This is a genomic window from Enterococcus gallinarum NBRC 100675 (assembly GCF_001544275.1).
In the GTDB taxonomy this organism is placed as follows: Bacteria; Bacillota; Bacilli; order Lactobacillales; family Enterococcaceae; genus Enterococcus_D; species Enterococcus_D gallinarum.
In genome coordinates, this window is sequence record NZ_BCQE01000017.1 from 38,465 (window position 1) to 59,660 (window position 21,196).

24 protein-coding genes and 1 riboswitch are annotated in these 21,196 nt (G+C 41.1%); of the genes, 7 read left to right on the top strand and 17 right to left on the bottom strand.

Annotation, left to right across the window (positions count from 1 at the left end; translation table 11 throughout):
- Window positions 1–36: 36 nt before the first annotated feature.
- Together EG2_RS11045 and EG2_RS11050 are read right to left on the bottom strand one after the other, a co-directional pair.
- Window positions 37–1,413, bottom strand: coding sequence for a RecQ family ATP-dependent DNA helicase (locus EG2_RS11045; RefSeq protein ID WP_060814803.1), 1,377 nt, complete (start codon window positions 1,411–1,413; stop codon window positions 37–39).
- Window positions 1,407–2,390, bottom strand: a complete 984-nt coding sequence (locus EG2_RS11050) for a helix-turn-helix domain-containing protein (protein ID WP_060814804.1) — start codon at window positions 2,388–2,390, stop codon at window positions 1,407–1,409. The genes EG2_RS11045 and EG2_RS11050 overlap by 7 nt, the downstream gene beginning before the upstream one ends.
- 35 nt (window positions 2,391–2,425) lie before the next feature.
- Here EG2_RS11050 and EG2_RS11055 point away from each other — a divergent pair, with 35 nt between their 5' ends.
- Window positions 2,426–2,641 (top strand): ferredoxin, encoded by a 216-nt coding sequence (locus tag EG2_RS11055; RefSeq protein WP_003126810.1) that lies wholly within the window; start codon window positions 2,426–2,428, stop codon window positions 2,639–2,641.
- Between the two features lie 42 nt (window positions 2,642–2,683).
- Here the strand turns inward: EG2_RS11055 and EG2_RS11060 are convergent, their stop codons facing one another.
- The 14 genes from EG2_RS11060 to tuf form a co-directional block, all read right to left on the bottom strand.
- A complete protein-coding gene (locus tag EG2_RS11060; RefSeq protein WP_003126809.1) occupies window positions 2,684–3,277 on the bottom strand; it encodes an ECF transporter S component in 594 nt (197 codons plus the stop codon).
- Between the two features lie 155 nt (window positions 3,278–3,432).
- Window positions 3,433–3,557, bottom strand: a riboswitch (FMN riboswitch).
- An 81-nt stretch (window positions 3,558–3,638) separates the two neighbouring features.
- Window positions 3,639–4,355 carry a pseudouridine synthase gene (locus EG2_RS11065; protein ID WP_060814805.1) on the bottom strand — a complete coding sequence of 239 codons (717 nt, stop codon included), beginning with the start codon at window positions 4,353–4,355 and terminating at the stop codon, window positions 3,639–3,641.
- A complete protein-coding gene (scpB, locus tag EG2_RS11070) occupies window positions 4,355–4,933 on the bottom strand; it encodes an SMC-Scp complex subunit ScpB (RefSeq protein WP_003126807.1) in 579 nt (192 codons plus the stop codon). The genes EG2_RS11065 and scpB overlap by 1 nt, the downstream gene beginning before the upstream one ends.
- A complete protein-coding gene (locus tag EG2_RS11075) occupies window positions 4,926–5,678 on the bottom strand; it encodes a segregation/condensation protein A (protein ID WP_060814806.1) in 753 nt (250 codons plus the stop codon). The genes scpB and EG2_RS11075 overlap by 8 nt, the downstream gene beginning before the upstream one ends.
- A 14-nt stretch (window positions 5,679–5,692) precedes the next feature.
- Complete coding sequence (gene xerD / locus EG2_RS11080; protein WP_060814807.1) at window positions 5,693–6,583, bottom strand: site-specific tyrosine recombinase XerD; 891 nt, start codon at window positions 6,581–6,583, stop codon at window positions 5,693–5,695.
- An 89-nt stretch (window positions 6,584–6,672) separates the two neighbouring features.
- Window positions 6,673–7,143: a ferric iron uptake transcriptional regulator gene (gene fur / locus EG2_RS11085; protein WP_060814808.1), complete on the bottom strand. Its 471-nt coding sequence runs from the start codon at window positions 7,141–7,143 to the stop codon at window positions 6,673–6,675.
- 109 nt (window positions 7,144–7,252) lie between these two features.
- Window positions 7,253–8,116 (bottom strand): CvfB family protein, encoded by an 864-nt coding sequence (locus tag EG2_RS11090; RefSeq protein WP_060814809.1) that lies wholly within the window; start codon window positions 8,114–8,116, stop codon window positions 7,253–7,255.
- 25 nt (window positions 8,117–8,141) lie between these two features.
- On the bottom strand, window positions 8,142–8,459 hold the full coding sequence (locus tag EG2_RS11095) for an AzlD domain-containing protein (protein WP_003126801.1): 318 nt from the start codon (window positions 8,457–8,459) through the stop codon (window positions 8,142–8,144).
- Window positions 8,452–9,159, bottom strand: a complete 708-nt coding sequence (locus EG2_RS11100) for an AzlC family ABC transporter permease (RefSeq protein ID WP_003126799.1) — start codon at window positions 9,157–9,159, stop codon at window positions 8,452–8,454. The genes EG2_RS11095 and EG2_RS11100 overlap by 8 nt, the downstream gene beginning before the upstream one ends.
- Before the next feature lie 116 nt (window positions 9,160–9,275).
- Window positions 9,276–11,231, bottom strand: a complete 1,956-nt coding sequence (locus tag EG2_RS11105; RefSeq protein ID WP_060814810.1) for a cell division site-positioning protein MapZ family protein — start codon at window positions 11,229–11,231, stop codon at window positions 9,276–9,278.
- Between the two features lie 324 nt (window positions 11,232–11,555).
- Window positions 11,556–12,662: an RNA polymerase sigma factor RpoD gene (rpoD, locus tag EG2_RS11110; protein WP_060814811.1), complete on the bottom strand. Its 1,107-nt coding sequence runs from the start codon at window positions 12,660–12,662 to the stop codon at window positions 11,556–11,558.
- Window positions 12,663–12,685: 23 nt separating this feature from the next.
- Complete coding sequence (dnaG, locus tag EG2_RS11115) at window positions 12,686–14,515, bottom strand: DNA primase (RefSeq protein ID WP_060814812.1); 1,830 nt, start codon at window positions 14,513–14,515, stop codon at window positions 12,686–12,688.
- 158 nt (window positions 14,516–14,673) lie between these two features.
- Window positions 14,674–15,303 carry a lysozyme family protein gene (locus EG2_RS11120; RefSeq protein ID WP_005472164.1) on the bottom strand — a complete coding sequence of 210 codons (630 nt, stop codon included), beginning with the start codon at window positions 15,301–15,303 and terminating at the stop codon, window positions 14,674–14,676.
- Window positions 15,304–15,481: 178 nt separating this feature from the next.
- The gene (gene tuf / locus EG2_RS11125; RefSeq protein WP_003126794.1) at window positions 15,482–16,669 is read right to left on the bottom strand and encodes an elongation factor Tu; all 1,188 of its coding nucleotides are present in this window, start codon (window positions 16,667–16,669) and stop codon (window positions 15,482–15,484) included.
- 274 nt (window positions 16,670–16,943) lie between these two features.
- Here tuf and EG2_RS11130 point away from each other — a divergent pair, with 274 nt between their 5' ends.
- Window positions 16,944–17,303, top strand: a complete 360-nt coding sequence (locus EG2_RS11130) for a YxeA family protein (protein WP_060814813.1) — start codon at window positions 16,944–16,946, stop codon at window positions 17,301–17,303.
- A gap of 44 nt (window positions 17,304–17,347) precedes the next feature.
- Here EG2_RS11130 and EG2_RS11135 read toward each other — a convergent pair whose 3' ends face one another.
- On the bottom strand, window positions 17,348–18,352 hold the full coding sequence (locus tag EG2_RS11135) for a nucleoid-associated protein (protein ID WP_060814814.1): 1,005 nt from the start codon (window positions 18,350–18,352) through the stop codon (window positions 17,348–17,350).
- A 153-nt stretch (window positions 18,353–18,505) separates the two neighbouring features.
- On the opposite strand from EG2_RS11135, the gene EG2_RS11140 reads away from it, so the two are divergent.
- The 5 genes from EG2_RS11140 to EG2_RS19680 all read left to right on the top strand — a co-directional run bounded on the left by EG2_RS11140 (window position 18,506) and on the right by EG2_RS19680 (window position 21,114).
- A complete protein-coding gene (locus EG2_RS11140; protein WP_003126791.1) occupies window positions 18,506–19,351 on the top strand; it encodes an aldo/keto reductase in 846 nt (281 codons plus the stop codon).
- A 14-nt stretch (window positions 19,352–19,365) separates the two neighbouring features.
- Window positions 19,366–19,632 carry a hypothetical protein gene (locus tag EG2_RS11145; RefSeq protein WP_060814815.1) on the top strand — a complete coding sequence of 89 codons (267 nt, stop codon included), beginning with the start codon at window positions 19,366–19,368 and terminating at the stop codon, window positions 19,630–19,632.
- Between the two features lie 217 nt (window positions 19,633–19,849).
- Window positions 19,850–20,491, top strand: coding sequence for a hypothetical protein (locus tag EG2_RS11150; RefSeq protein WP_060814816.1), 642 nt, complete (start codon window positions 19,850–19,852; stop codon window positions 20,489–20,491).
- 340 nt (window positions 20,492–20,831) lie between these two features.
- Window positions 20,832–20,993, top strand: coding sequence for a hypothetical protein (locus EG2_RS19675; RefSeq protein WP_228159809.1), 162 nt, complete (start codon window positions 20,832–20,834; stop codon window positions 20,991–20,993).
- Window positions 20,977–21,114 (top strand): hypothetical protein, encoded by a 138-nt coding sequence (locus EG2_RS19680; RefSeq protein WP_249024291.1) that lies wholly within the window; start codon window positions 20,977–20,979, stop codon window positions 21,112–21,114. The genes EG2_RS19675 and EG2_RS19680 overlap by 17 nt, the downstream gene beginning before the upstream one ends.
- Window positions 21,115–21,196: the final 82 nt, after the last annotated feature.

Here is a 21,196-nt window from a genome sequence, read left to right on the forward strand (position 1 = left end):
ACATAGCTTGAATCGAACTGTCTTTTAAAAAACGATTCAATTTGTTTCTTTAAAAATTTTTAGTAAACGTTCCTGCCATGAGTTCTTTCTTTGCGGCTTGAATTCCTTTTGGTCAAGCTGAATTTCAATACCATCGATATCACAACACTGGTCAAGCGGTTGTTTTTCTTCGTCAAAATGAGCCAATAAAAAACACCGTCGACAACTAGTACAGTGAATGTATTCGAGCATCGTTTTTAGCTGCTGCTTTTTTTCCCACTCATTTTGCTTTAAAATAGCAAACCATTTGTTGGCACCATACTCATTGATTTTTGCTTGCCATTTTTCCTGCAATGGGGAAAGCATCAAAGATTGTGGCGTCATTTCCAGCTGTTCCCTTTCTGCACTTAGTTCCTTTTGAAAGAAATAATGGATGGTTTCGTCTCCAGGACGATAGAGTAAGATCGCATAGCTTTGCTTGCCATCTCGACCTGCTCGGCCAATTTCTTGACTATAGTTTTCTAACGAATCCGGCAGATCATAATGGATCACAAAGCGAATATCTTGTTTATTGATCCCCATTCCAAAAGCATTTGTGGCGATCAATAACTGCAGCTCGTTCCGACTAAACTGCTGCTGAAGGACTTTACGTTGATCACTGGCTAATCCGCCGTGATAATACCCCACAGAATACTTGCCGCGTAATTTTTGATAAAGTTCTTCCACCTTGTTTCTAGTGGCACAATAAATAATTCCCGCACCTGACAATTGCTGCAAGTAATGCATTAAAAGCGTGTCTTTTTCTTCGGCGCTTTTATCAACGATCAGTCCAATATTTTTGCGATCCATTCCATAGCGAAAAACGTGATGCGTTTTTCCTAAAAGGTTTTGTTGAATATCTTGTGCCACCTGTTCGGTTGCCGTGGCAGTCAAAGCCAGAGTCGTTGGTGCTTTTAATTGTCGTTTGACCGCAGCTAGCTGAAGGTATTCTGGTCGAAAATCGATCCCCCACTGAGAGACACAGTGTGCCTCATCTACGACCAGCAATGCGATTCTACTATTTGCCAATGCTTGGAGAATCGTCTTTTGAACAAGCATCTCGGGACTAATAAATAGAAATTTATACTGCTGTAGATGGCTAAGAACAAATTTTCGTTCAGCAAATGACAAGAGACTGTTAAAAGCGATCGCTCGTCTCTCACCATTTTTTTGCAAACTATACACTTGATCTTCCATCAAAGAAAGCAATGGTGATACGATTACTACCAACCCTTCCAGCAAATAGCCCGGCAGTTGATAGCATAAGCTTTTGCCGTTACCAGTGGGCATGATTGCTAATGTATCCTGATGATTCAGAACCGATTGGATCACTTCTTTTTGACCTGTCCGAAAATGGGAATGACCAAAATAGTGTTTGAGTGCCTGTTCTAACATAGGATCCCTCGCTTTTGTGCAATTTGATTGATTCGGATACTTAAAAAATCCAGCGGCACTTCTTTTTGAAGAATGTGATAAGGCAATTTCCATGACAATGGAGGGAACTGCTGCTTTGTGGCAAAATAGTGATAGGGAAACTGATCATCGATGATCGCCCATTCGATCAAGTGATCGTTGACTGTTCCTCGCTTGATCTGTCTAAGTTCCATGATTTCCTCAATCGACTTCCCGCTGAGAAATAAGCGACGGGTCTTCAGCATGCTTTGGTTGAGGTTTTCTTGATAAAACGGTTTTAACCCTGCTGCTAAAAGAGGAGATTGCTTATTTGCCACTGACAAAAAGCAGTGGATCGCTGCCGCTGGAAAAAACTGATTCCAAGGCATTTTTTGGTAGTTATCCGGTAACAGCTGAAAAAAAGTCTGACCAATTTGCTCAGGTCCTGTCAACGTCCCTGCCAAAAAGTCGGCAAATTCACCCGGAATCTGTTCGAAGACTGTCCAAAGCTCAGTAAACAACGCCTGCTTCAATTTTGGGTGCTGCCGAATCAGCTGCCGCACCGGTTCTGTGAACATAGGAGTGTTCTCCACAGGAATATATCGATTACTAATTCCTTGAAAAGCAGCCGCTTGAACAAGCAGCTGTACCAAGCGCCACATCTGTTCCCCCCGGCGACCGAATTGAAAGTAATTTAAATGACGGCAGAGTGTCTCTACTTCAGTAAGCGCTGCAGGTGCAACTGTCTGGAGAAACCCTTTTTCATCTGCTACAAGTTGTTTGGCAGCAATCAGCGCCGTGATTCTTTTATTAAATTCATCTTCTTCAAGATTCGGCATCGCTTGAAAGTAACCTAAGCGATCATAAAAAAAAGCATAACTCAATACTGAACTCGTTCGTTTGCCATAAAGTATTTGATAAATGGTTGACGGACGCAACTTGTCAGAATGATGAAACAACGCTAAAATAAAAGCATCCATATGTCTATACTTACCTCCAGAAAGGAAACAATTCCATGTCTCAACGCTGCAAAATCATTCCTGAGCGCTGTATCGCTTGTGGATTATGTGCGGTCTGTGCCCCTGATATTTTTGATTATGATGAAGACGGTATCGTCTTATTTGCTCAAGAACCAGCCGCTCGGCAACAGTTTATCATAGAAGATCAGCAAGAAAAAGTCTTAGCTGCATATAAAAAGTGTCCTACTCGGGCGATACTGTTAGAAAAATAAAAAGATCGCGTTTGCTCAAAAAGCAACACACGATCTTTTTTATTATTTTCCAACTGGTGAATGTTGCGGTTGTTTACGAGCCAACCAAGGCAACAACTTCGCATGAAGGATCAAGAAGACCCCACTGACGATAACTCCTTTGATCAAGTTAAAAGGAATAATACCGATGCTGACATAACGAGCTAATGACATGCCAAGGAATTGATCTGCTGTAACACCAAAGAAGCGCAGGTACAATGGTGTGATGACATATAGATTGGCAATACTCATAAAAGCAGTTAATGCGAGAATTCCTGTGACCACTCCCACGAATTTATTTTTCGCATGGATCCCTTTACGGAAAAAGTAGTACATTGGCAAAGTGAAGACACAGGATGCCAAGAAACTTGCCGTGTCTCCCACGAGATCTGCTGGTGAAAAACCAGATAGAAACAAGTGTAAGAGAGAACGTAGAAACGCGGTTGCCACGCCAGCAAAAGGACCGAATAAAAACATGACGATCATTACTGGAATATCGCTAAAATCGATTTTCAAAAAGCTAAACGCCGGGATGATGGGAAACGCAATAAACTGTAAGACTGTTCCCATTGCTGCACACATTGCTATTGTTACCATTTTTCTTGTTTTGTTGTTCATTAATACAAATCCTCCTAAGTTCAGGATTCCTCTTCAAACGAACCTATTAAATTTCCTTGATTCCTTACTTGTCGGCGCCAGACAAAGTAAAAAATGCCCTCTTTTTCCACAGGGAAAAAGAGGGCATTTGAAAAACCATAGGCAAATCAAATACGCTCTATCTTCTTTATCCAGACTTTACTGTCGGTATCGGAATTTCACCGATTCAGCTACTTCAAAAGAAGTAGGTCGTGGACTATCACCACCGGTCGGGAATTGCACCCTGCCCCTGAAGACGAACCTTTTATTTATAATACATGTTCCATTATACACAAAAATTCTCGATTGACAAATTTTTTAAGCATCTTTTGCTGTGTGCTGGTTATTTCACTTGGTTTTTTAATTCATTGACTTCTTTTTTCGTCAACTCCCGATACTCTCCAGGGCGCAACCCAGCTAATGTCAACGAGCCATACATTTCCCGTTTCAATTTTTGGACCGGTAAACCAACCGCTTTAAGCATATTTTTCACTTGGTGATTACGGCCTTCATGAATCGTCAATTGGACGATACTTGTTTGAGTAGCAGCGTCTGTCGACAAAATCTCAAAGCGAGCCGGTGCGGTTTTCTTGCCTTCGATCCGAATTCCTCTAGACAAGGGCAATAGTTGTTTTTTATCAGCGATTCCTTTTACTTTTGCCACATAGACTTTATCCACTTCGTGTTTTGGATGCATCAGTTTTTGTGAAAGATCGCCGTCATTGGTCAGCAACAATAAACCTGAAGTATCATAATCCAATCGTCCGATTGGGTAGAGACGTTCTGGAACTTCAGTAAAAAAGTCTAAAACAACTTTCCTTTTTTTATCGTCAGTTACTGCTGAGATTACGCCACGTGGTTTATAGAGCATATAGTAAACGGGCGATTCTTGTTCAATTGGGACGCCGTCAACTTCCACACGATCTTTGGCACTCACCTGTACTCCTAGTTCCTTAACAATTTGACCATTGACACTGACACGACCTGACACGATCAACTCTTCTGCTTTTCTGCGAGAAGTGATTCCAGCATGTGCGATTACTTTTTGCAAACGTTCCATTATGAGTCTCCTTCTTGTTTGTAACGATCATAAAAAAGATCCACTGGTCCATCTTCTTCGAGTTCGTCTTCCATTGCTTGAATATCAGGTAATTCGGCTAATGATTTCAGGCCAAAGTAATCCATGAAGTATTCAGTGGTTCCATATAAAATTGCTCGACCTGGTCCATCAACACGGCCTTTTTCCTCGATCAATCGTTTTGCGACTAATTTCTGTACGGAGCCGCTGGACTGGACCCCACGAATCTCTTCTACTTCGATTCGTGTGATCGGTTGCTTGTAGGCAATGATCGACAATGTCTCTAACGCAGCTTGCGAAAGAGAGTTGCCCATTGGCGATTCTGCGTATTTCTTTAATAACGGTGCGACTTCTTTCTTTGTGGACAAAACAAAATGATTTCCAACTTCTAAAATATGCAATGCTGAATCTTCATTTTCTTCATAACGCTGATTCAATTCTTGCAAGTACTGATAGACAGCCGCAGTTTTGCTATTGACTAAGTAGCTTAATTCTTCTAATCCGATCCCTTCATCTCCTACGACAAAGAGAATCGCTTCTATTTCACTATATTTACTCATCTGTTTTACCTGCTGGGTAAAGCAAGATCGATTCATAGTTTCCTTCTTGCTCTACTCGAATATATCCTTTTTTCATTAATTCTAATAATGCCATGAAAGTCGTAACGACTTCTGTTTTGCTGTAATTGGCGAAAAAAGAATCAAAACGTCGTCCTTTTTTGGCATTTCGTTGCTGCATTTCCAATTGGATCGTCGCCATTTTTTCATCAATGGTACTTTCATCTGGTGTGATCTTTGTCTCCAGTACTTTCCGACTCTTTTTCTTTTCAAGCATTTTATGAAAAGCCAAGAATAAATCGATCGTGTTGAACCGGTTGGCTGCCAATTCATCACTTTTTTCTTTATAGGCATCGACATCCATCGGATCTTTCGTAAAGTATAAACTTCGTTCTTCCGCTTTTTCGGATAATTGTTCGGCTGCGTATTTGTATTTACGGTATTCCAATAGCTGAGCAACCAGCATATCCCTTGGATCTTCTTCATAAGGATCGATTTCTTCAATCAAGATCTCTTGTTTTGGCAGCAGCATCTGGCTTTTGATCGCCATCAGTGTAGCAGCCATCACCAAGTATTCTCCGGCAACTTCTAACTCTAAACTTTTCATTGCATGAATATATTGCATATATTGTTCGGTGATCGCTGCAATTGGAATATCATAGACATCGATCTCCAATTTTTGGATCAGATGCAGCAACAGATCCAACGGTCCCTCAAAGACATCTAGTTTGATATTGATTTCTTCCATGTCTTCCTCTATTTCTAGGCACGAGGAAAGTGCTGCTTATACACTTCCGTCATCCTTTTTTTCGTAATATGAGTATAGATCTGTGTCGTGGATATATCTACATGCCCTAATAATTCTTGGACGGTACGCAAATCGGCACCATTTTCCAGCAAATGGGTGGCAAAACTATGCCTTAGCGTATGTGGCGTCACGTTTTTTGTAATGCCTGCCTTGCGCACGAGGGCCTTTAAGTTTTTCCAGATTCCTTGACGAGAAAGTTGTTTCCCATGATTATTGACAAAAAGATGACTCTCTTCTGGATGTTTCCGAGTCAAAAAAGGGCGTGCTTCTTCCAAGTAAGTTTCGATCCACTGAATCGCCAGATCTCCTAAAGGAACGATTCGTTCCTTGTCACCTTTCCCTGTCGTCTGCAACAGACCCATGCTTAAATGAAGGTCTTTCAGTTGCAACCCGATCAGTTCACTGACCCGAAGGCCGGTAGCATACATCACTTCTAAAATCGCACGATCGCGGATTCCCAACACTTCTTTGGTATCCGGTGTCTCGATCAAGCGCTCAACCTCAGAAAGGCTCAATGTATCAGGCAGTTTCTGTTGTTTTTTCGGGGAATCGATGTGCTGCATAGGATCATGATCCGTAAAGCGTTCTTGACGGAGAAATTGATGAAACCTTCTCAAGCTTGATACCATTCGAATAATGGTCGCCGAAGATTTCCCTGATTGCTGCAATTGCTGCAAAAAAGAGAGGATCAAGACACGATCCACCGCCTGCCAATCTTTGATGTGCTGTTCCGTCAAAAATGTAAGGTATTGCTCTAGGTCGCGCTCATAACTTTTACGAGTATTTTGGGATAGCCCCCGCTCAATCGTCAGATAATGCAAATAATCGATGATCTGTTCTTTCATACACGTCCCCCCTACTTTCAACTTCTTTATCATAACAAATTAAAGCTTGATATGATAGTAGTTCAACCACAAAAAAAGCTGAGGAGCAATTACGCTTCACTCAACTTCGCTGCATTTTTTGCCTGACACTTCTGACACACTCCATGAAAAGTCAATCGGTGGTCTTTTACTAGAAAATGGTATTTTTTCTCTACGATGTCTTCGACACCTGTCAGCAGATCTTCTTCTACTTCTTCTATACTGCCACACTCTAAACAAAGCAGATGGTGATGGAAATGCTTTGCGCCTTCTTTACGCAGATCGTAACGAGAAACGCCGTCATTAAAACTCACCTTGTCCACGATTTTTAGATCAGTTAAGATTTCTAATGTACGATACACTGTGGCTAGTCCGATTTCTGGACTTTTTTTGCGCACAAAAAAGAAAATTTCTTCTGCAGATAAATGATCTTTCTCATTCTCCAAAAGAACCAACAAGGTAGCTTCTCGTTGTGGAGTCAATTTAAATCCTGATTCATGAAGTTGTTTTTTTGTCTTCTTTAAAGCAGCAGTTGTATTCATACAGGCCTCCATACATCGCTAATTTATAACGATTCTAATCTAAGAGACGTTAACTCTTAGATAATATTGTAATCATTATAAATTAGAATGAGAAAAGATACAAGCATTCTCAATTGGATTTTTCGACCTTGATGGTGAAGCCGTCTTTTTGTTCCACTAAACGCTGCTTCATCAAGGTACCGATCGCCCGCTTGAATTGGCCTTTACTGATACCGAATGTCTGTAGAATCTCTTCTGGTGTCGATTTATCCGTAAAAGGAATACGATGATCTGCAGCTCGATCCAAGAATGTCATGATCATAGCGGCATCATTTGAAATTGCTTCATAAGCACGAGGCTTCAATGATAAATTCAGAACACCATCTGGGCGAACACCAATTACTCGTCCTGAGACAACTTCACCTAAACGTGGTTCTTGGTATCTTTCGGAAGGATGGATAAAGCCAATGTAGAAATCTTCCGTGAGCAAGTAAGTTCCCGCAAGTTTCAAGCGATAGACTGTCCCTGTAATGTCGGCATTCTTCAACGTCTCTGAACCACGTTTACTCAATGCTTTAAAAATCTTTTCATCCGCTAAAGAGGCCCAGATTCGATCCTTTTCATCCACCGTCAAGCTGACCATCAAGCGATCGCCTTTCTTTGGCCAAAGTTCCCGCATTGTTGGTAATTCATCTAATGATACCACCATATCTTTATCTTTGAGACCAATATCGACAAAGACGCCTAGATCTCGACGACTGTCCGTGACAGTTCCGAAAGCATAATGTCCTTGGCGGCTTTTAGGAATCTCCGTAGTGATTACGAGTTCTTGTTTTTGATTCTGATAACCAAAGCCCTCCACAGCTTCTCCAAGATGGTGCTCACCTTCTGCTTTTGATAAGCGAAAAGTCAGACCATTTTTTTGTACAAAGTAATTTTGATCATTCTCATCAATGATCAATCCGCTAAAAACGGATGCCAATAAGTCTTTCATTTTTTCTCTCCTTAGAAATGATTTACTAGAAAAAGAATCGAATCGCCGCCATCGTGATGACGCCTGTAACAACGATCTTCATCAAATCTTTTGTATAATAACCGACCACTAGCGCTGGTAAACAAGCAACGGTTTCTTTGACTTTAAGCAACGGAAATTGTCCTTCACGAAAAACCAACAGGTTTTGAACAAGCAGCGCCCCAAGAATACAAAGGGGCAAGTAGCTTAGAAAGATCGTGAATTTTTCAGGAAAAACTAATTTCTTCGAAAATAAAAACGGCAGCACCCGAGGTATCCAAGTAACGACACCACAAGCTATCATCAGTATAACAAAATCAATCATGATGTGTCACCGTCCCTATCAAACATCCAATCAAAGTGGCAGCAATCACGGCTACTTCAGCTGTTGAAATTCGCATAAAAAGGACCAATGAAATTACCACAGCGGCTAGCACCAGCACCGTCTGCTTGGTCTTCTTTTTTAAAGGCAACTCTACTTGAAAAAGGAATAAGCCAACAAACATAGCCACTAGTGCAAAGTCCAGTCCTAATGCTTCAGGATCCGGAATATATGACCCTAACAACGCTCCTAAGAAAGTGGCAAAGATCCAACTTAAATAGGCCATGACATTCAACCCGTGGGTCCACCGGGTAGTGATCGGTTTGTTTTGTTGCAAAGCTGTCGTTAAAACTCCATAGGATTCGTCTGTCAGCAATGTGCCGATGCCAATTCCTGACACTAATGAAGCAGAACGGAAATAAGGTGCCACCGATAAACTCATCAAAAAGTGGCGTAAGTTTACTAAGAAAACTGTCGCAACGATCGAAGTAAACGGTGCTTGAATAGCCAAAAGGGCACAGATGATAAACTGGGCACTTCCAGCATAGACAATGATCGACATCAAGAGGACTTCAATGACCGTCAAGCCGATTCCTTTTCCCACGACCCCCATTGCAAAACCAATGCCTAAATAACCCAGAATCGTTGGAATGCAGGCAATAACTCCATCACTGAACTGTTCATATCTTTCAATTTTCTGCAACAAAAAAACCTCCGTTTCCGATTGATTATCATCCATCATATCGAAAAGCCGGAGGAGAAACAAGCTGTTTTTGATTCAATAATGTAATTATGCTGAAAATTTTCTAAGTGTCACCATCACCGAATCGTATGGTCATTTCCATTTCCACGGAAATACCCGGTTTTGGCATTCACTGTAAAGAGATACATTGGAAAAGCGGAATCACCGGTCCCTTTCAACAAGGAGCCTTGGTTGTTGGTTGCATAAAAATTATAGTAACCTTCTCCATTCACGATTCGTACGCGCTCAAAGGTATAACCCCCTTCAACGACATAGCCGCGAGCAATTGCGGTTGCAATGATCTTTTCTTGGACACCAGGCGCCCAATTCCAAGCCGGATTGCTAGAGTCTGCCAAATCACTTGCACGTGCTGGAATGATTGGTTGATTATTGGTATTCGTTGGGGTATTTGGCGATAATACATAATCAGCTTCAGAAGACTGGCTATCGTTAGCCGTAGTTGTTTCTTGAGCTGCGGCGGCTTTTTCCGCTTGTGCCTGAGCTGCTTCTTGGGCCGCCTTCTCTTTAGCAGCCTTCGCGGCAGCTTCTTTTTTCTTCAGTGCAGAATCAATCGGTGCTATCTCAGCGGTCAATTGCTCTTTTAAAGAAGCAATCGGCAATGCATCGATCTTCTTCACTAAATCATTGTAGCTTTTTCGTGTGACTTTGTCAGAAAGTTCACCCTCTTTATTCAAAGCAACCGTGCTTTTGACTGCATTTTGTACTTCTTCGATCTGGGCATACTCTTTTTGCCCTTGATCAATCGCCCGATTCACTAATTGATCGAATGGTGTTTCAGATGTTCTTTTTGACATGGTCACTGCAGAAGGTTCTTTTAAGGAAACCTTCTGCAATTGATCTTCAATGATCACTGGACTAGCGAAATACCCATTGATTTCCGAAAGAGTCGCCATCTTTTCTTTGATTGTTTCAGATTGAGCCAACAAGTCCGGGTAACGGCTTTCCGTTTTATACTTGGCTAGTCGATCAGTCAATGCCTTCAATTGCGTAGTTGTTTTGTCTGCTTTGATAAATTCTTGGTTATCGTCGGTATAAAAATCGGCTAGATCCGCTTCGATCTGATCCAGCTCACTTGCTGTCGCAATTTGTCCTTGACGAGCGGTCTCTTCGTAATAATACCAGCCACCTGCAGAAACAAGTACCAACGCCGCAGCCGCTACATAGAATTTTTTGCGTGACTTTTTATTTTTGGGCAGTGGATCGGTTTTACTCTTCGTATTTTCAGATACCGCTGTTTTCTCTGGAATTTCGGCAAACTTTGTTTCTTCTGCTTCAATTTTCGGTTGCGGACTCTCTGTTGATTGAGGACTTTCTGAAGATTCAGTAATCGCTGCAGTATCAGTTTGTTCATCTTCTAATCCAGATTGAGATTGTTCCTCCGTTAGAGGAAGAGCCTTTTTATCGTCCGTGACTTCCGGTATCACTGGAACATCTGTCGCATCTTCATCCATCTCTGAATTTTTATGTTGACGAATATAAGCAGATAAAATAGCCGAATCGTGATCTTCAGGGACCTCGGCTGAATCTACTAAATCATTGGGCTCTGCGGAACTTTCTGTGATCGATTGGATTCCTTTGTCTGATCCAGATGCTTCATTGCTTTCATTTCCAGCGTGCATCGATTGTTCTGCTGACTGATGTTCAAGTGACTGTGATTCGATCGTTTCGGACGCATCTGATAGCGTTTCTTTTGAAACGGGTGTCTGTTCTATATTTGGGTTCGTTATCAGCTCTTGCACGTTTACGTCGTCTTCTGACTGATTGTTCTTTGACTCATCAGTTTCATTCTTGTCTTCGAAATGTTCAATTAATTCACCTAAGGGAACATCTTTAAAATCAGACCAGCGGATATCATCATTTTGCTGCGGATTCTTTTCGGATACCGTCTCATTCGTATGAGGGGCTTCTTTTTCATTTGCCTCATCTGCTTTAACAAACTCAAAGCCGCAGTTTGGACATTTCTTTTGTGCATCAATTGATTCAAATCCACATTGAGGACATGTTTTCATCATTTGTTCGAATTTGCTCCTTTTATTTTGAACCTGCTTCGGCAGTTATCTGTTCATCGTTGAAAGGTTTCATTTTACTACAGAATATCACACTTATAGACTTGCCCTTTATTCACTGGCTTTGGTGAAAAAACTCTCTGTACCAAAATGATTCACCTTCGTGTAAATGATTCACAAAATTAAATTTATCATATTCAAAGCAATTAGCCAACACTTGCTTCGTTACGTTTTTATTAAGTTCATTACTTTTCCTACGAAAGTTCGCTAAACCACAAGAAAAAGACTTCTCCAAGGATACTTCTTGGAAAAGTCTTTGTGGTCTCAGTTTTATTCTAGAAAATCTTTTAATTGTTTTGAGCGGGATGGATGGCGTAATTTACGTAACGCTTTTGCTTCGATCTGACGAATCCGTTCTCTCGTTACACCAAAAACTTTTCCGACTTCTTCTAAAGTGCGTGTCCGACCATCATCGATACCAAAACGCAATCGCAAAACATTTTCTTCACGATCGGTCAACGTATCCAGTACATCTTCCAGTTGTTCTTTCAACAATTCGTAAGCTGCATGTTCGGCGGGACTTGTCGCATCTTGATCTTCGATAAAATCGCCTAGATGGGAATCATCCTCTTCACCGATCGGTGTTTCCAATGAAACTGGCTCTTGTGCGATTTTCAAGATTTCACGTACTTTTTCAGTTGGCAGATCCATTTCTGCTCCGATTTCTTCCGGCGTCGGTTCGCGACCTAGATCTTGCAGTAATTGCCGTTGGATTCGAATCAATTTATTGATTGTTTCCACCATATGGACTGGAATCCGAATCGTCCGTGCTTGGTCGGCAATAGCACGAGTGATTGCTTGACGAATCCACCAAGTGGCATAAGTCGAGAACTTGAATCCTTTGCGGTAATCGAATTTTTCAACAGCTTTCATCAAGCCCATGTTTCCTTCTTGGATCAAGTCCAAAAACTGCATCCCCCGACCAACGTAACGTTTCGCAATACTTACAACGAGACGTAAATTGGCTTCAGCTAACCGTTGTTTCGCTTCTTGGTCGCCTTCTTCGATTTTTAAAGCAAGGGCTACTTCTTCTTCGGCAGTCAATAAGGGTACGCGTCCGATTTCTTTCAGATACATCCGTACCGGATCATTGATCTTGACACCCGTAGGAGCGGAAAGATCTTCTTGTGGTTGCGTTGCTTGCTGTTTTTCATTGCTCTTTAGACTACGAACGGAAGGCTCCCCATTCTCATCTACTACACTGATCCCTGAGTCTTCCAATTTTTGGATCAGCTTGTCCATTGCGTCTGCATCTAAAGAATAAGGGGTCGCTAAATGATTGGTTAGTTCGTCATAAACGACTTGTCCTTTTGGTTTGTTTTCTTTGATAAATTCGGCAACAGCTTTGTCATATGTTTTCTTTGTTTCTTCTGCCATGAAAGAAAGCCCCTTTCAGTTCGCTATTTAGCTTGTTTCAACCGTTTGGTCAAATCAATGATCGCAATTGCTAATTCCAACTCTAATTGCTGGTTTCCTTTTTGTCGTGCTTCTTGCTGCTGGATTCGTTTTTGATTGATTTCTTCAGCAATGCCCGACTTACGAAATACCTGCAGAAGGTCTTGGAATTCTTGTTCCGTCCCCTCTTCAGAAGCTTTGATATCAGCGATCTCGATCACTTGTTGTTTCATTTGTTCATCTTTCAAAAAATCCAAGAATTTTGCTAGGATAAATTGCTCTTCGGTTTCCATATACGCATCGTATAAAAAATAGATTTGTTGGTATTTATCATGAATAAACGCAACACCGGTACTTTTAAAACGAGGATTCAGCGTATTGTCATGGAACAGACGATATAACAGTAATTCCTCCGCCTTTTCTACCTGAGTTTTCCGTTGCTGTCGTGGTGGCGGTGGTGCTACACTCACTGTTTCACGAACTGGCGGTGAAGGCGTTGAGGTCGGCTGCGTCTGTTTTAACTGTCGCAATTGCGTCTGTAGTGTTTCTCGACTAATATGAAATTCAGTTGAAAGTTGTGTCAAGTATCGGTCTTGTTCTAGCAAAGAATCTACATGCTGTAATTCTTGCAAGACCTCTTGGACATAATCGATCTGTTCTTTTTCATTGGCCAAGTTGCGATTGGCACGATGAAAGTCCATTTTGAATGCAAAAACCGTTTCTCTGCCATGCATGGCCAGTTTGAAAAAGGCCTCTGTGCCATACTTTCGCACATAATCATCCGGGTCCAGACGTTCAGGGACTCGAACGACGGAGAGATTCACGCGGCTATGTTCTTGTAAAAGATCAATCCCGCGATTCGTTGCATTGATTCCTGCCTGGTCACCATCATAACAAAGGATGACTTCTGTAGCGACACGTTCAATATTGGCAATCTGCTGGTTCGTCAAACTAGTTCCCATTGAAGCGATCCCGTTCTCGATTCCTGATTGCCACGCTGCGATTACATCCATAAAGCCTTCAAATAGAAAGACTTGGCCTTCTTTTCGGATTGATCGCCGTGCTTTATCAAAGTTGAAAAGCACTTCACGCTTATTGAAAAGCATTGTTTCTGGACTGTTCAAATACTTGGGCTGGTCTTTGCTGTCATCCTGTTCCGTTTGAAACCAGCGTCCAGAAAAACCGATGGTCTTTCCTTGTGGGTTCCGAATCGGAAACATGATTCTTTGATAAAAACGGTCAGCAAGTTGCCCATCGTTTCTTTGTACAAAGAGACCTGTATCCGCAAAAAATGCCGCATTTGCTTTTTCATTCAAAAAAACTTTTTCCAAAAAGGCACGCTCGTTAGGCGCAAAACCAATCTGAAATTCGTCGATCAGTGCCATCGTCAATCCGCGTTCCAGCAAATAATCCAATGCGCCTTGCCCGGCAGCCGTATTGACTAACATGTGATGATAGACTTCAGCAGCTTTTTCATGCAACGCTATCAATTGATTTTGCTGAGAAGAGGTTGCATCAATTGCTTCGGTTTGCTTGTATTGCTCGTCTAAAGGGATATCACTGATTTCTGCAACTTTCAAAACAGATTCTGGAAAACTTAATCCTTCTAACTCTTGCAAAAAACCAAAGACATTGCCTCCGCGGCCACAGCCAAAACAATGATAGATCTGCTTGTCTTCTGCCACAGAAAAAGAAGGTGACTTTTCGTTGTGGAAGGGACATAATCCAAAATAGTTTTTCCCAGATTTCTTCAACTGGACGTACTGACCAACGATATCAACGATATTACTTCGTTCTCGAATATCATCAATGACCGTTTGAGGTATTCGTGCCATCCACTCACCTCCATTCGGTAAGTATTCCCGTATTCATTAGGTAAAAAATCGCACCAATCAGAATCAGTGCGACGAACAATTAGACAGAATCACTCATATTGATTCTATCATATTTTATTGTTTTTTCAAGTCTTTTACCTGCTTGATTTCAGAGACTTTCAAGAAAACAAAATACTACCCATTTTTATCTTCCATTGATTGAATTTTACCACATCTGCATAAAATAAATTGCCACCATTGTGATACAAATAACCGCCATTATAAGTGATCGACTGCCACCCCCAGTAACGATAGGTTTGCTCATTATCATTTCCTAGCAAAGGAGAAAGCACTTCTTTTGAATAGGACTCTGCCAGTTCTAGCGTATTTTCGCCACCATTCTTGGCTACATAATCAATATAGTCCGTCCCAAAATTATAGGCTTGAACGGCGGTCCACAGATCACAGTTCATGTCAGCAGATTTTTTGATCAGTTTAGCCAGATAAGCCACTCCCTGCTCGATACTATCTTGGGCATTTTCAAATTGATTTTGTTTCCCGTAAGCACTCTCTGAGCTTTGCATCGGGTCGTTTCCTTCCCCTTTTGATTCAGTCAACATAATACTCATCGCTAATTCCTGATAGTCGCTGATGCCATATTTTTCTGTTTGCTCAGCGATTGTTTCTTCATAAGAATACACTTTCTTTAGAGCTGTATAATTTTTATAGCCTAAAAACAGTCCGCCGATAAGCAACAGGACTCCAGCTATTTTTGCTATAAAAATAAAAAATCGTCGCAGTTTTCTCATGGAAAAACATCCTATCTTTTTAGTGTCAGCTTCTATCCTACTATGAAACTTATTTGCTGACTAGGTTTGTTTTCCTCCATCTAAAATCCTTAATAAAATCACAAAGAAATTTAGAAAAAGAAACAGTGACTGTCCTAAAAGGCTCTAGTCACTGCTTCATTCTTGTTGAAACACTGATTTATTTTTCAATTTCAGTAACGATACCGGAACCAACAGTGCGGCCACCTTCACGAATAGAGAAAGTCGTTCCATTTTCAACGGCGATTGGATGAATCAATTCCACATCGATGGTCACGTTGTCACCTGGCATCACCATTTCTGTTCCTTCAGGCAATGTAATGTTCCCTGTCACATCCGTTGTACGGAAATAAAATTGTGGACGATAGTTGTTGAAGAATGGTGTATGACGACCACCTTCTTCTTTCGTCAATACATAAACTTCTGCTTGGAATTTTGTATGTGGTGTGATCGAACCTGGTTTAGCCAACACTTGTCCTCGTTCAATTTCGTCACGAGTGATCCCTCTCAGCAAGACACCTACATTGTCACCGGCTTCCCCAAAGTCCATCGTCTTGCGGAACATTTCGACGCCTGTCACTACAGCTTTTTGGGTTTCAGGTTTGATACCGACGATTTCTACTTCATCGCCTACCCGAACTGTTCCCCGATCGATCCGTCCGGAAGCAACTGTTCCTCGTCCAGTAATCGAAAAGACATCTTCAACTGGCAAGAGTAATGGTTTGTCTGTATCACGCTCAGGTGTTGGGATATAGCTGTCTACTGTATCCATTAATTCCATGATGGCAGCTTCTGCATCAGGGTCTCCTTCCAACGCTTTTAATGCCGAACCTTTGATAACAGGAATGTCATCCCCTGGAAAATTATATTCAGATAGCAGTTCTCTTACTTCCATTTCTACTAAATCAATCAATTCTTCGTCATCGACTAAATCGATTTTGTTCAAGAAAACAATCAGATGTTTCACACCAACTTGTCTCGAAAGCAAGATATGTTCCCGGGTTTGAGGCATTGGACCATCTGTTGCGGATACAACTAAAATCGCACCATCCATTTGGGCAGCACCGGTAATCATATTTTTAACATAATCCGCGTGTCCTGGAGCGTCAATGTGAGCATAGTGACGTTTTTCTGTTTCATATTCAACGTGAGCGGTATTGATCGTGATACCACGTTCCCGTTCTTCAGGAGCCGCATCAATACTTGCGTAATCTTGCGGATTAGCGAGTCCTTTTTTACCAAGAACTGTCGTAATGGCAGCAGTCAGTGTCGTTTTCCCATGATCCACGTGTCCAATTGTACCAATGTTTACATGTGGTTTACTACGATCATAATGTTGTTTTGCCATAATAATTTCCCTCCTAAATGAGATGTAGCGCCGTTGGATCGGCTCTACTATCAATTATAGACTTTTCCTTACAAAAGTAAAAAATTCTTCCTTACTTATTTTTTGTAAGTTTAAATCTATCTCTATTATAGGTCAAATTTAGTCAAAGTCAAGAATATTGTCTCCTTCATTGTTCGCCGTTTTTATTCAAAATTTCTAAGATTTGCTTTGATTTTGATAAAATAGTTGGACGGGTCTGCTTTTTTATAGAATAATAGATATGAGGTGAACAGGAATGAAAAAAATCATTGCGAGTTTGATCGTCTTTGGCGTTTTCTTAGGCGGCTGTTTCTTTGCCTACCGTTATTACTATGGCGGCACTGCTTATTACACCGAAATCACTACTAGCGGTACCCACTCAACATCAATTGCCAGTGATGGTGTGGCTCAAGATATTTATAAATATGAACAAGCGGCTTATAATGAATCCGGTGAAGAGAAGATCGTTCAAATGAATGAACATCGCTCCAAGCCCCTACGAGAAGGTGCCTATCTGAAACTGTTAGTCAATCCCCGCAAAGGCGTCCTCAGTTGGGAAGAAGTCTCACAAGAAGACGTACCCAAACCCGCTTTGGATCAACTCAACAATAAATAAAAATAGCTGCCAGAGACTCCTTGAGAAGAGCCTGGCAGCTATTTTTATATGCGATTGATGACTTCTTCCACATTTTTGATGGTTACAGAAATCGTGCCATCCGGATTGTTGATGAATTCGATCAAATTCGGATCTCGATAGACATCCAATGGAACGATCAACTCGATACCATTGGAAAGTTTTAGCTTTTGTTTGCCATATTTTTTTTCTGAAATTTCTCTGACCTCTCGCAGCATAGGGGCTTGATCGATATACCCTTTTTCTGCTACTTCTTCTTGAAACGCCATCTGAGCCGTAATATTATCTTTGAATACTTTTTGGGCAATCGAATCTACATGCAGCTGACCATTTTCTTCTATTGTATCGTAAACAGCCTCTTTGACATCGGCAATGACATCATAAGAAGGGGTCTCAAACTTTTGACCAATTTTTTCAGCTACCTTTTTGATGACTTTGACATTTTCTTCAAGAGAAGGTAACGGTTCAGAATCAATCACTTTCGTGGAGAAATAGAAATATTTTTCTCCGGAGAAGGTATATTTTTTCTCTACTAATTCGTAAGTCAGCTGCTCGACATCGATTGTTATTCCTTCATCTGCTTTTTGGGTTTTGCCAGCTAAAAGTGCTCGATGCAAAATCAGATTATTGGCGATACCTATTTCAGTGCTGTCGATAAAGTGCGTGTAGCCATCTGTATAGTTAACCTTCAAAAATGCCAATTGCAGTTTGGTATCTAATTCATACAAGACAATGAAAGCATCCGCACTTGGGGCATCTTCACTTTGTTGGTAAACTTCATACCAGCGTCGAAGGATTGCTTCACTGCTTTCAACAAATGATTCCGGCGCTTGTTTGACGAATCTAGCCATCTCAGAATCCTCCAGCAAGCGGCCGGTCTTTGTCTGAGGTGTCGCTAATTTTTGAATTTTTTTCGTTAAATAATCTCGGATGTATTCCGTTGTCAGATCCAATTCCACTTGCGAGTATACGGGATCACCCGTTTGTCGATCCACAATGTGCATAATCGCACGCTTTAAATAGATATCCATATTCTCTCTCCTTATCCATTTCTCAAGTGTACAAAAAAACTGGTTCAAAACACAAGTTTTTTTACATCTTTTTTGTGCATTATTTTGATCAGAAGTATCTTCCATTGGAAAAAAATCCCTTCTCTGCTAAACTAAAAACAAAGAAATGGAGGAATGAAAATGAACAGTTATACTTTATCGAACAATGTATCGATTCCTGAACTTGGCTTTGGCACTTGGCAAACACCAAATGGTGACGTTGCTGTTTCTGCTGTCAAAAAAGCATTGGAAGTTGGTTACCGTCATATCGATACCGCGCAAGGTTACAAAAATGAAGACAGTGTTGGACAAGCAATTAAAGAAAGTGGCATTCCTAGAGAAGAAATCTTTTTGACAACAAAATTATGGAATGAAAATCACTCTTACGACTTGGTCCTTTCTTCCTTTGAAGAATCGTTGAAGAAATTACAAACCGACTATATCGATCTTTTCTTGATTCATTGGCCAAATCCAGTGAAATTCCGTGACAATTGGCAGTCAGCCAATGCAGAAACGTGGCGCGCAATGGAAGAGCTTTATCAAGCTGGTAAGATCAAAGCCATCGGCGTCAGCAATTTCTTGCCTCATCATTTCGAAGAACTGAAAAAAACAGCCACTATTTTCCCAATGGTCAACCAAATTTTCTTAGCGCCAGGTGAATTACAAAAAGAAGTAGTGTCTTATTGCCAAGAGCACAATGTCTTATTGGAAGCTTACAGTCCTTTAGGCACAGGAAAAATCTTTGACGTTCCCGAAATGCAGGAACTCTCTGACAAGTACGGCAAAACGATTGCTCAAATCGCGATTCGCTGGTCTTTACAACATGGTTTCTTGCCGCTGCCTAAATCTGTTACACCAAGTCGTATCGAGGAAAACCTAGCAGTCTTTGATTTTGAGCTTTCTGATGAAGATATGCAGCGAATCGATCAACTGGATGGAGTCGTTGGGAAAGCAACTAATCCGGATACAACAGGATTCTAATGAGGGAAACCCCGATGGATTCTACACGTTTGGATCAACTGCCCACTGCCGTCAAGCGAGCTTTGCATCCTGATTTTGTATTTCTGATTTTTCCCGACTACATTCAACATTTTCCCGCACGTCAATGGGATCAGTCAGACTATCAGCAAATGCTTGCTGAAAAAGCGAAGATGCCGCTAAGCTTTTTTCTATGGGAAAATTACTTGGTCGCCTACGGTAAAAATGATTCGTTTATTTTGATGCCTAAATATCAACAAATCGACGCTTTGAGCACTAAGTGATGAACCTGGTATAGCTCTAGAAGTAAGTTGATTCCCTCAGAAACAGTCAAAGTCATCACCTACTCATTGGGTATGATCTTGGCTGTTTCTTTTATTTCATTTAAGGAAAAGCCATTTTTTTCTGATAATCAAAAGAAATTCCTCATTTTTTCATGAAAACCCCTGTTCATTTTCGTCATTATTCCTTATAATCGAGATTGATTGAGAGGAGAAGAATATGAAAAAGAAACAATTAGCCAAGTTAAAACAACAATTTCGTCCATCTTATGAAATGGCACGTCAACAATTATTTTCAGCGATCCAACACAAGACAGCTGCAAATTTTGGACTAGAGACCACCGTTTATATCAACCCTAAAAACCGTGAGGAAATGTTGATCGAACTGCAAACGGCAACGACCAAAGAACAAAAAATCGCAGTTCCTTTAGACGAGAATTTCAAAATCGTTGTGAAACGAATCCAAAAACAAGAAAAAGGTCTATTAGATCGTTTTAGTGATAATCTAGTGGAAGAAATCGCCGCTTATTGGTTGCCAGCAACACCAGCTGTCACTCAACCAGAAGCCTCTGCTACTGAACCAGTCTCAGAATCTCAGCCGGAAGCAGCGGAAACAACGGATGGTTTTGCCGCTTTTGAAGAAAAAATGACTGCATTTCCTAAATTCTCTGTTGAAAGAAATGCCGAGAATGTGCAGATTTTTGAAGATACAGCGAAAGAAAAACGCCTATTGGCAACTATATCAGCGACTGAAGTTGGCGAATTCACTGTTGAACCTGCGTTGGCTCGTAAGTACAAACTGAAGCTGGATGTGATTCCATTGATCGAAGAGTATGCGAACACCCCACTAACTGAACGTTAAGCTAAAGAGACGATGATAGAAAGAAAAAAACGAACAGCTCAACTGTTGGGGTTTGGCTACTTCATTTGTTGGAATCCTTCTATCATCGTCTCTTTCTTTTAAATACGTCTTTGCCCATTACCAAAAAGCCATCTGCTAAAAGGTATTGATCAAATTCCATAGGACTGAATAACTCTGTATCAAGGAGGACCATGATGAACGATGATGAACGATTCTAAATATCTCCTAAAACATACAGTTCCTGAAGTAGCTGAATACCTAACTCTACGAAAAAGCCTGCGGTCTTACTCTTCGTGGAACAGCTGCGAGTAAAATTGGTTTAAGCAATAGTCTTTTTGCAGTGAATGTTCGAAGAACCAGCGATCAAACCTTAGTCGGCATGGGCCGATTGATTGGTGACGGAGGTACTGCCTATCAAATCCTAGACATCGCTGTCCTCCCTGAAGATCAAGGCAATGGATTCAAAATCAATCATGAGCGCCATAATGAACCATCTACATAAGGAAGTAGATCCTCAAGCTTACGTGAATCTGATTGCTGATTGTCCAGCTGAAAAACTTTATCAGCAGTTTGGTTTTGTGGAGACAGCCCCCAAAAGTATTGGGATGTACTTAAAACGATGAGCTTTAGCAGCTTCTAGAAACACTCATCAATTTATCTATGACAAAAAAACTTGTTTCACGGTAGCAAATGCTACCGTGAAAC

Coding starts and splice junctions, on each gene's coding strand:
- EG2_RS11045 (WP_060814803.1), bottom strand. CDS start 1,413: ATGTTAGAACAGGCACTCAAACACTATTTTGGTCATTCCCATTTTCGG.
- EG2_RS11050 (WP_060814804.1), bottom strand. CDS start 2,390: ATGGATGCTTTTATTTTAGCGTTGTTTCATCATTCTGACAAGTTGCGT.
- EG2_RS11055 (WP_003126810.1), top strand. CDS start 2,426: ATGTCTCAACGCTGCAAAATCATTCCTGAGCGCTGTATCGCTTGTGGA.
- EG2_RS11060 (WP_003126809.1), bottom strand. CDS start 3,277: ATGAACAACAAAACAAGAAAAATGGTAACAATAGCAATGTGTGCAGCA.
- EG2_RS11065 (WP_060814805.1), bottom strand. CDS start 4,355: ATGGAACGTTTGCAAAAAGTAATCGCACATGCTGGAATCACTTCTCGC.
- scpB (WP_003126807.1), bottom strand. CDS start 4,933: ATGAGTAAATATAGTGAAATAGAAGCGATTCTCTTTGTCGTAGGAGAT.
- EG2_RS11075 (WP_060814806.1), bottom strand. CDS start 5,678: ATGGAAGAAATCAATATCAAACTAGATGTCTTTGAGGGACCGTTGGAT.
- xerD (WP_060814807.1), bottom strand. CDS start 6,583: ATGAAAGAACAGATCATCGATTATTTGCATTATCTGACGATTGAGCGG.
- fur (WP_060814808.1), bottom strand. CDS start 7,143: ATGAATACAACTGCTGCTTTAAAGAAGACAAAAAAACAACTTCATGAA.
- EG2_RS11090 (WP_060814809.1), bottom strand. CDS start 8,116: ATGAAAGACTTATTGGCATCCGTTTTTAGCGGATTGATCATTGATGAG.
- EG2_RS11095 (WP_003126801.1), bottom strand. CDS start 8,459: ATGATTGATTTTGTTATACTGATGATAGCTTGTGGTGTCGTTACTTGG.
- EG2_RS11105 (WP_060814810.1), bottom strand. CDS start 11,231: ATGATGAAAACATGTCCTCAATGTGGATTTGAATCAATTGATGCACAA.
- rpoD (WP_060814811.1), bottom strand. CDS start 12,662: ATGGCAGAAGAAACAAAGAAAACATATGACAAAGCTGTTGCCGAATTT.
- dnaG (WP_060814812.1), bottom strand. CDS start 14,515: ATGGCACGAATACCTCAAACGGTCATTGATGATATTCGAGAACGAAGT.
- EG2_RS11120 (WP_005472164.1), bottom strand. CDS start 15,303: ATGAGAAAACTGCGACGATTTTTTATTTTTATAGCAAAAATAGCTGGA.
- tuf (WP_003126794.1), bottom strand. CDS start 16,669: ATGGCAAAACAACATTATGATCGTAGTAAACCACATGTAAACATTGGT.
- EG2_RS11130 (WP_060814813.1), top strand. CDS start 16,944: ATGAAAAAAATCATTGCGAGTTTGATCGTCTTTGGCGTTTTCTTAGGC.
- EG2_RS11135 (WP_060814814.1), bottom strand. CDS start 18,352: ATGGATATCTATTTAAAGCGTGCGATTATGCACATTGTGGATCGACAA.
- EG2_RS11140 (WP_003126791.1), top strand. CDS start 18,506: ATGAAAATGAACAGTTATACTTTATCGAACAATGTATCGATTCCTGAA.
- EG2_RS11145 (WP_060814815.1), top strand. CDS start 19,366: ATGGATTCTACACGTTTGGATCAACTGCCCACTGCCGTCAAGCGAGCT.
- EG2_RS11150 (WP_060814816.1), top strand. CDS start 19,850: ATGAAAAAGAAACAATTAGCCAAGTTAAAACAACAATTTCGTCCATCT.
- EG2_RS19680 (WP_249024291.1), top strand. CDS start 20,977: ATGAACCATCTACATAAGGAAGTAGATCCTCAAGCTTACGTGAATCTG.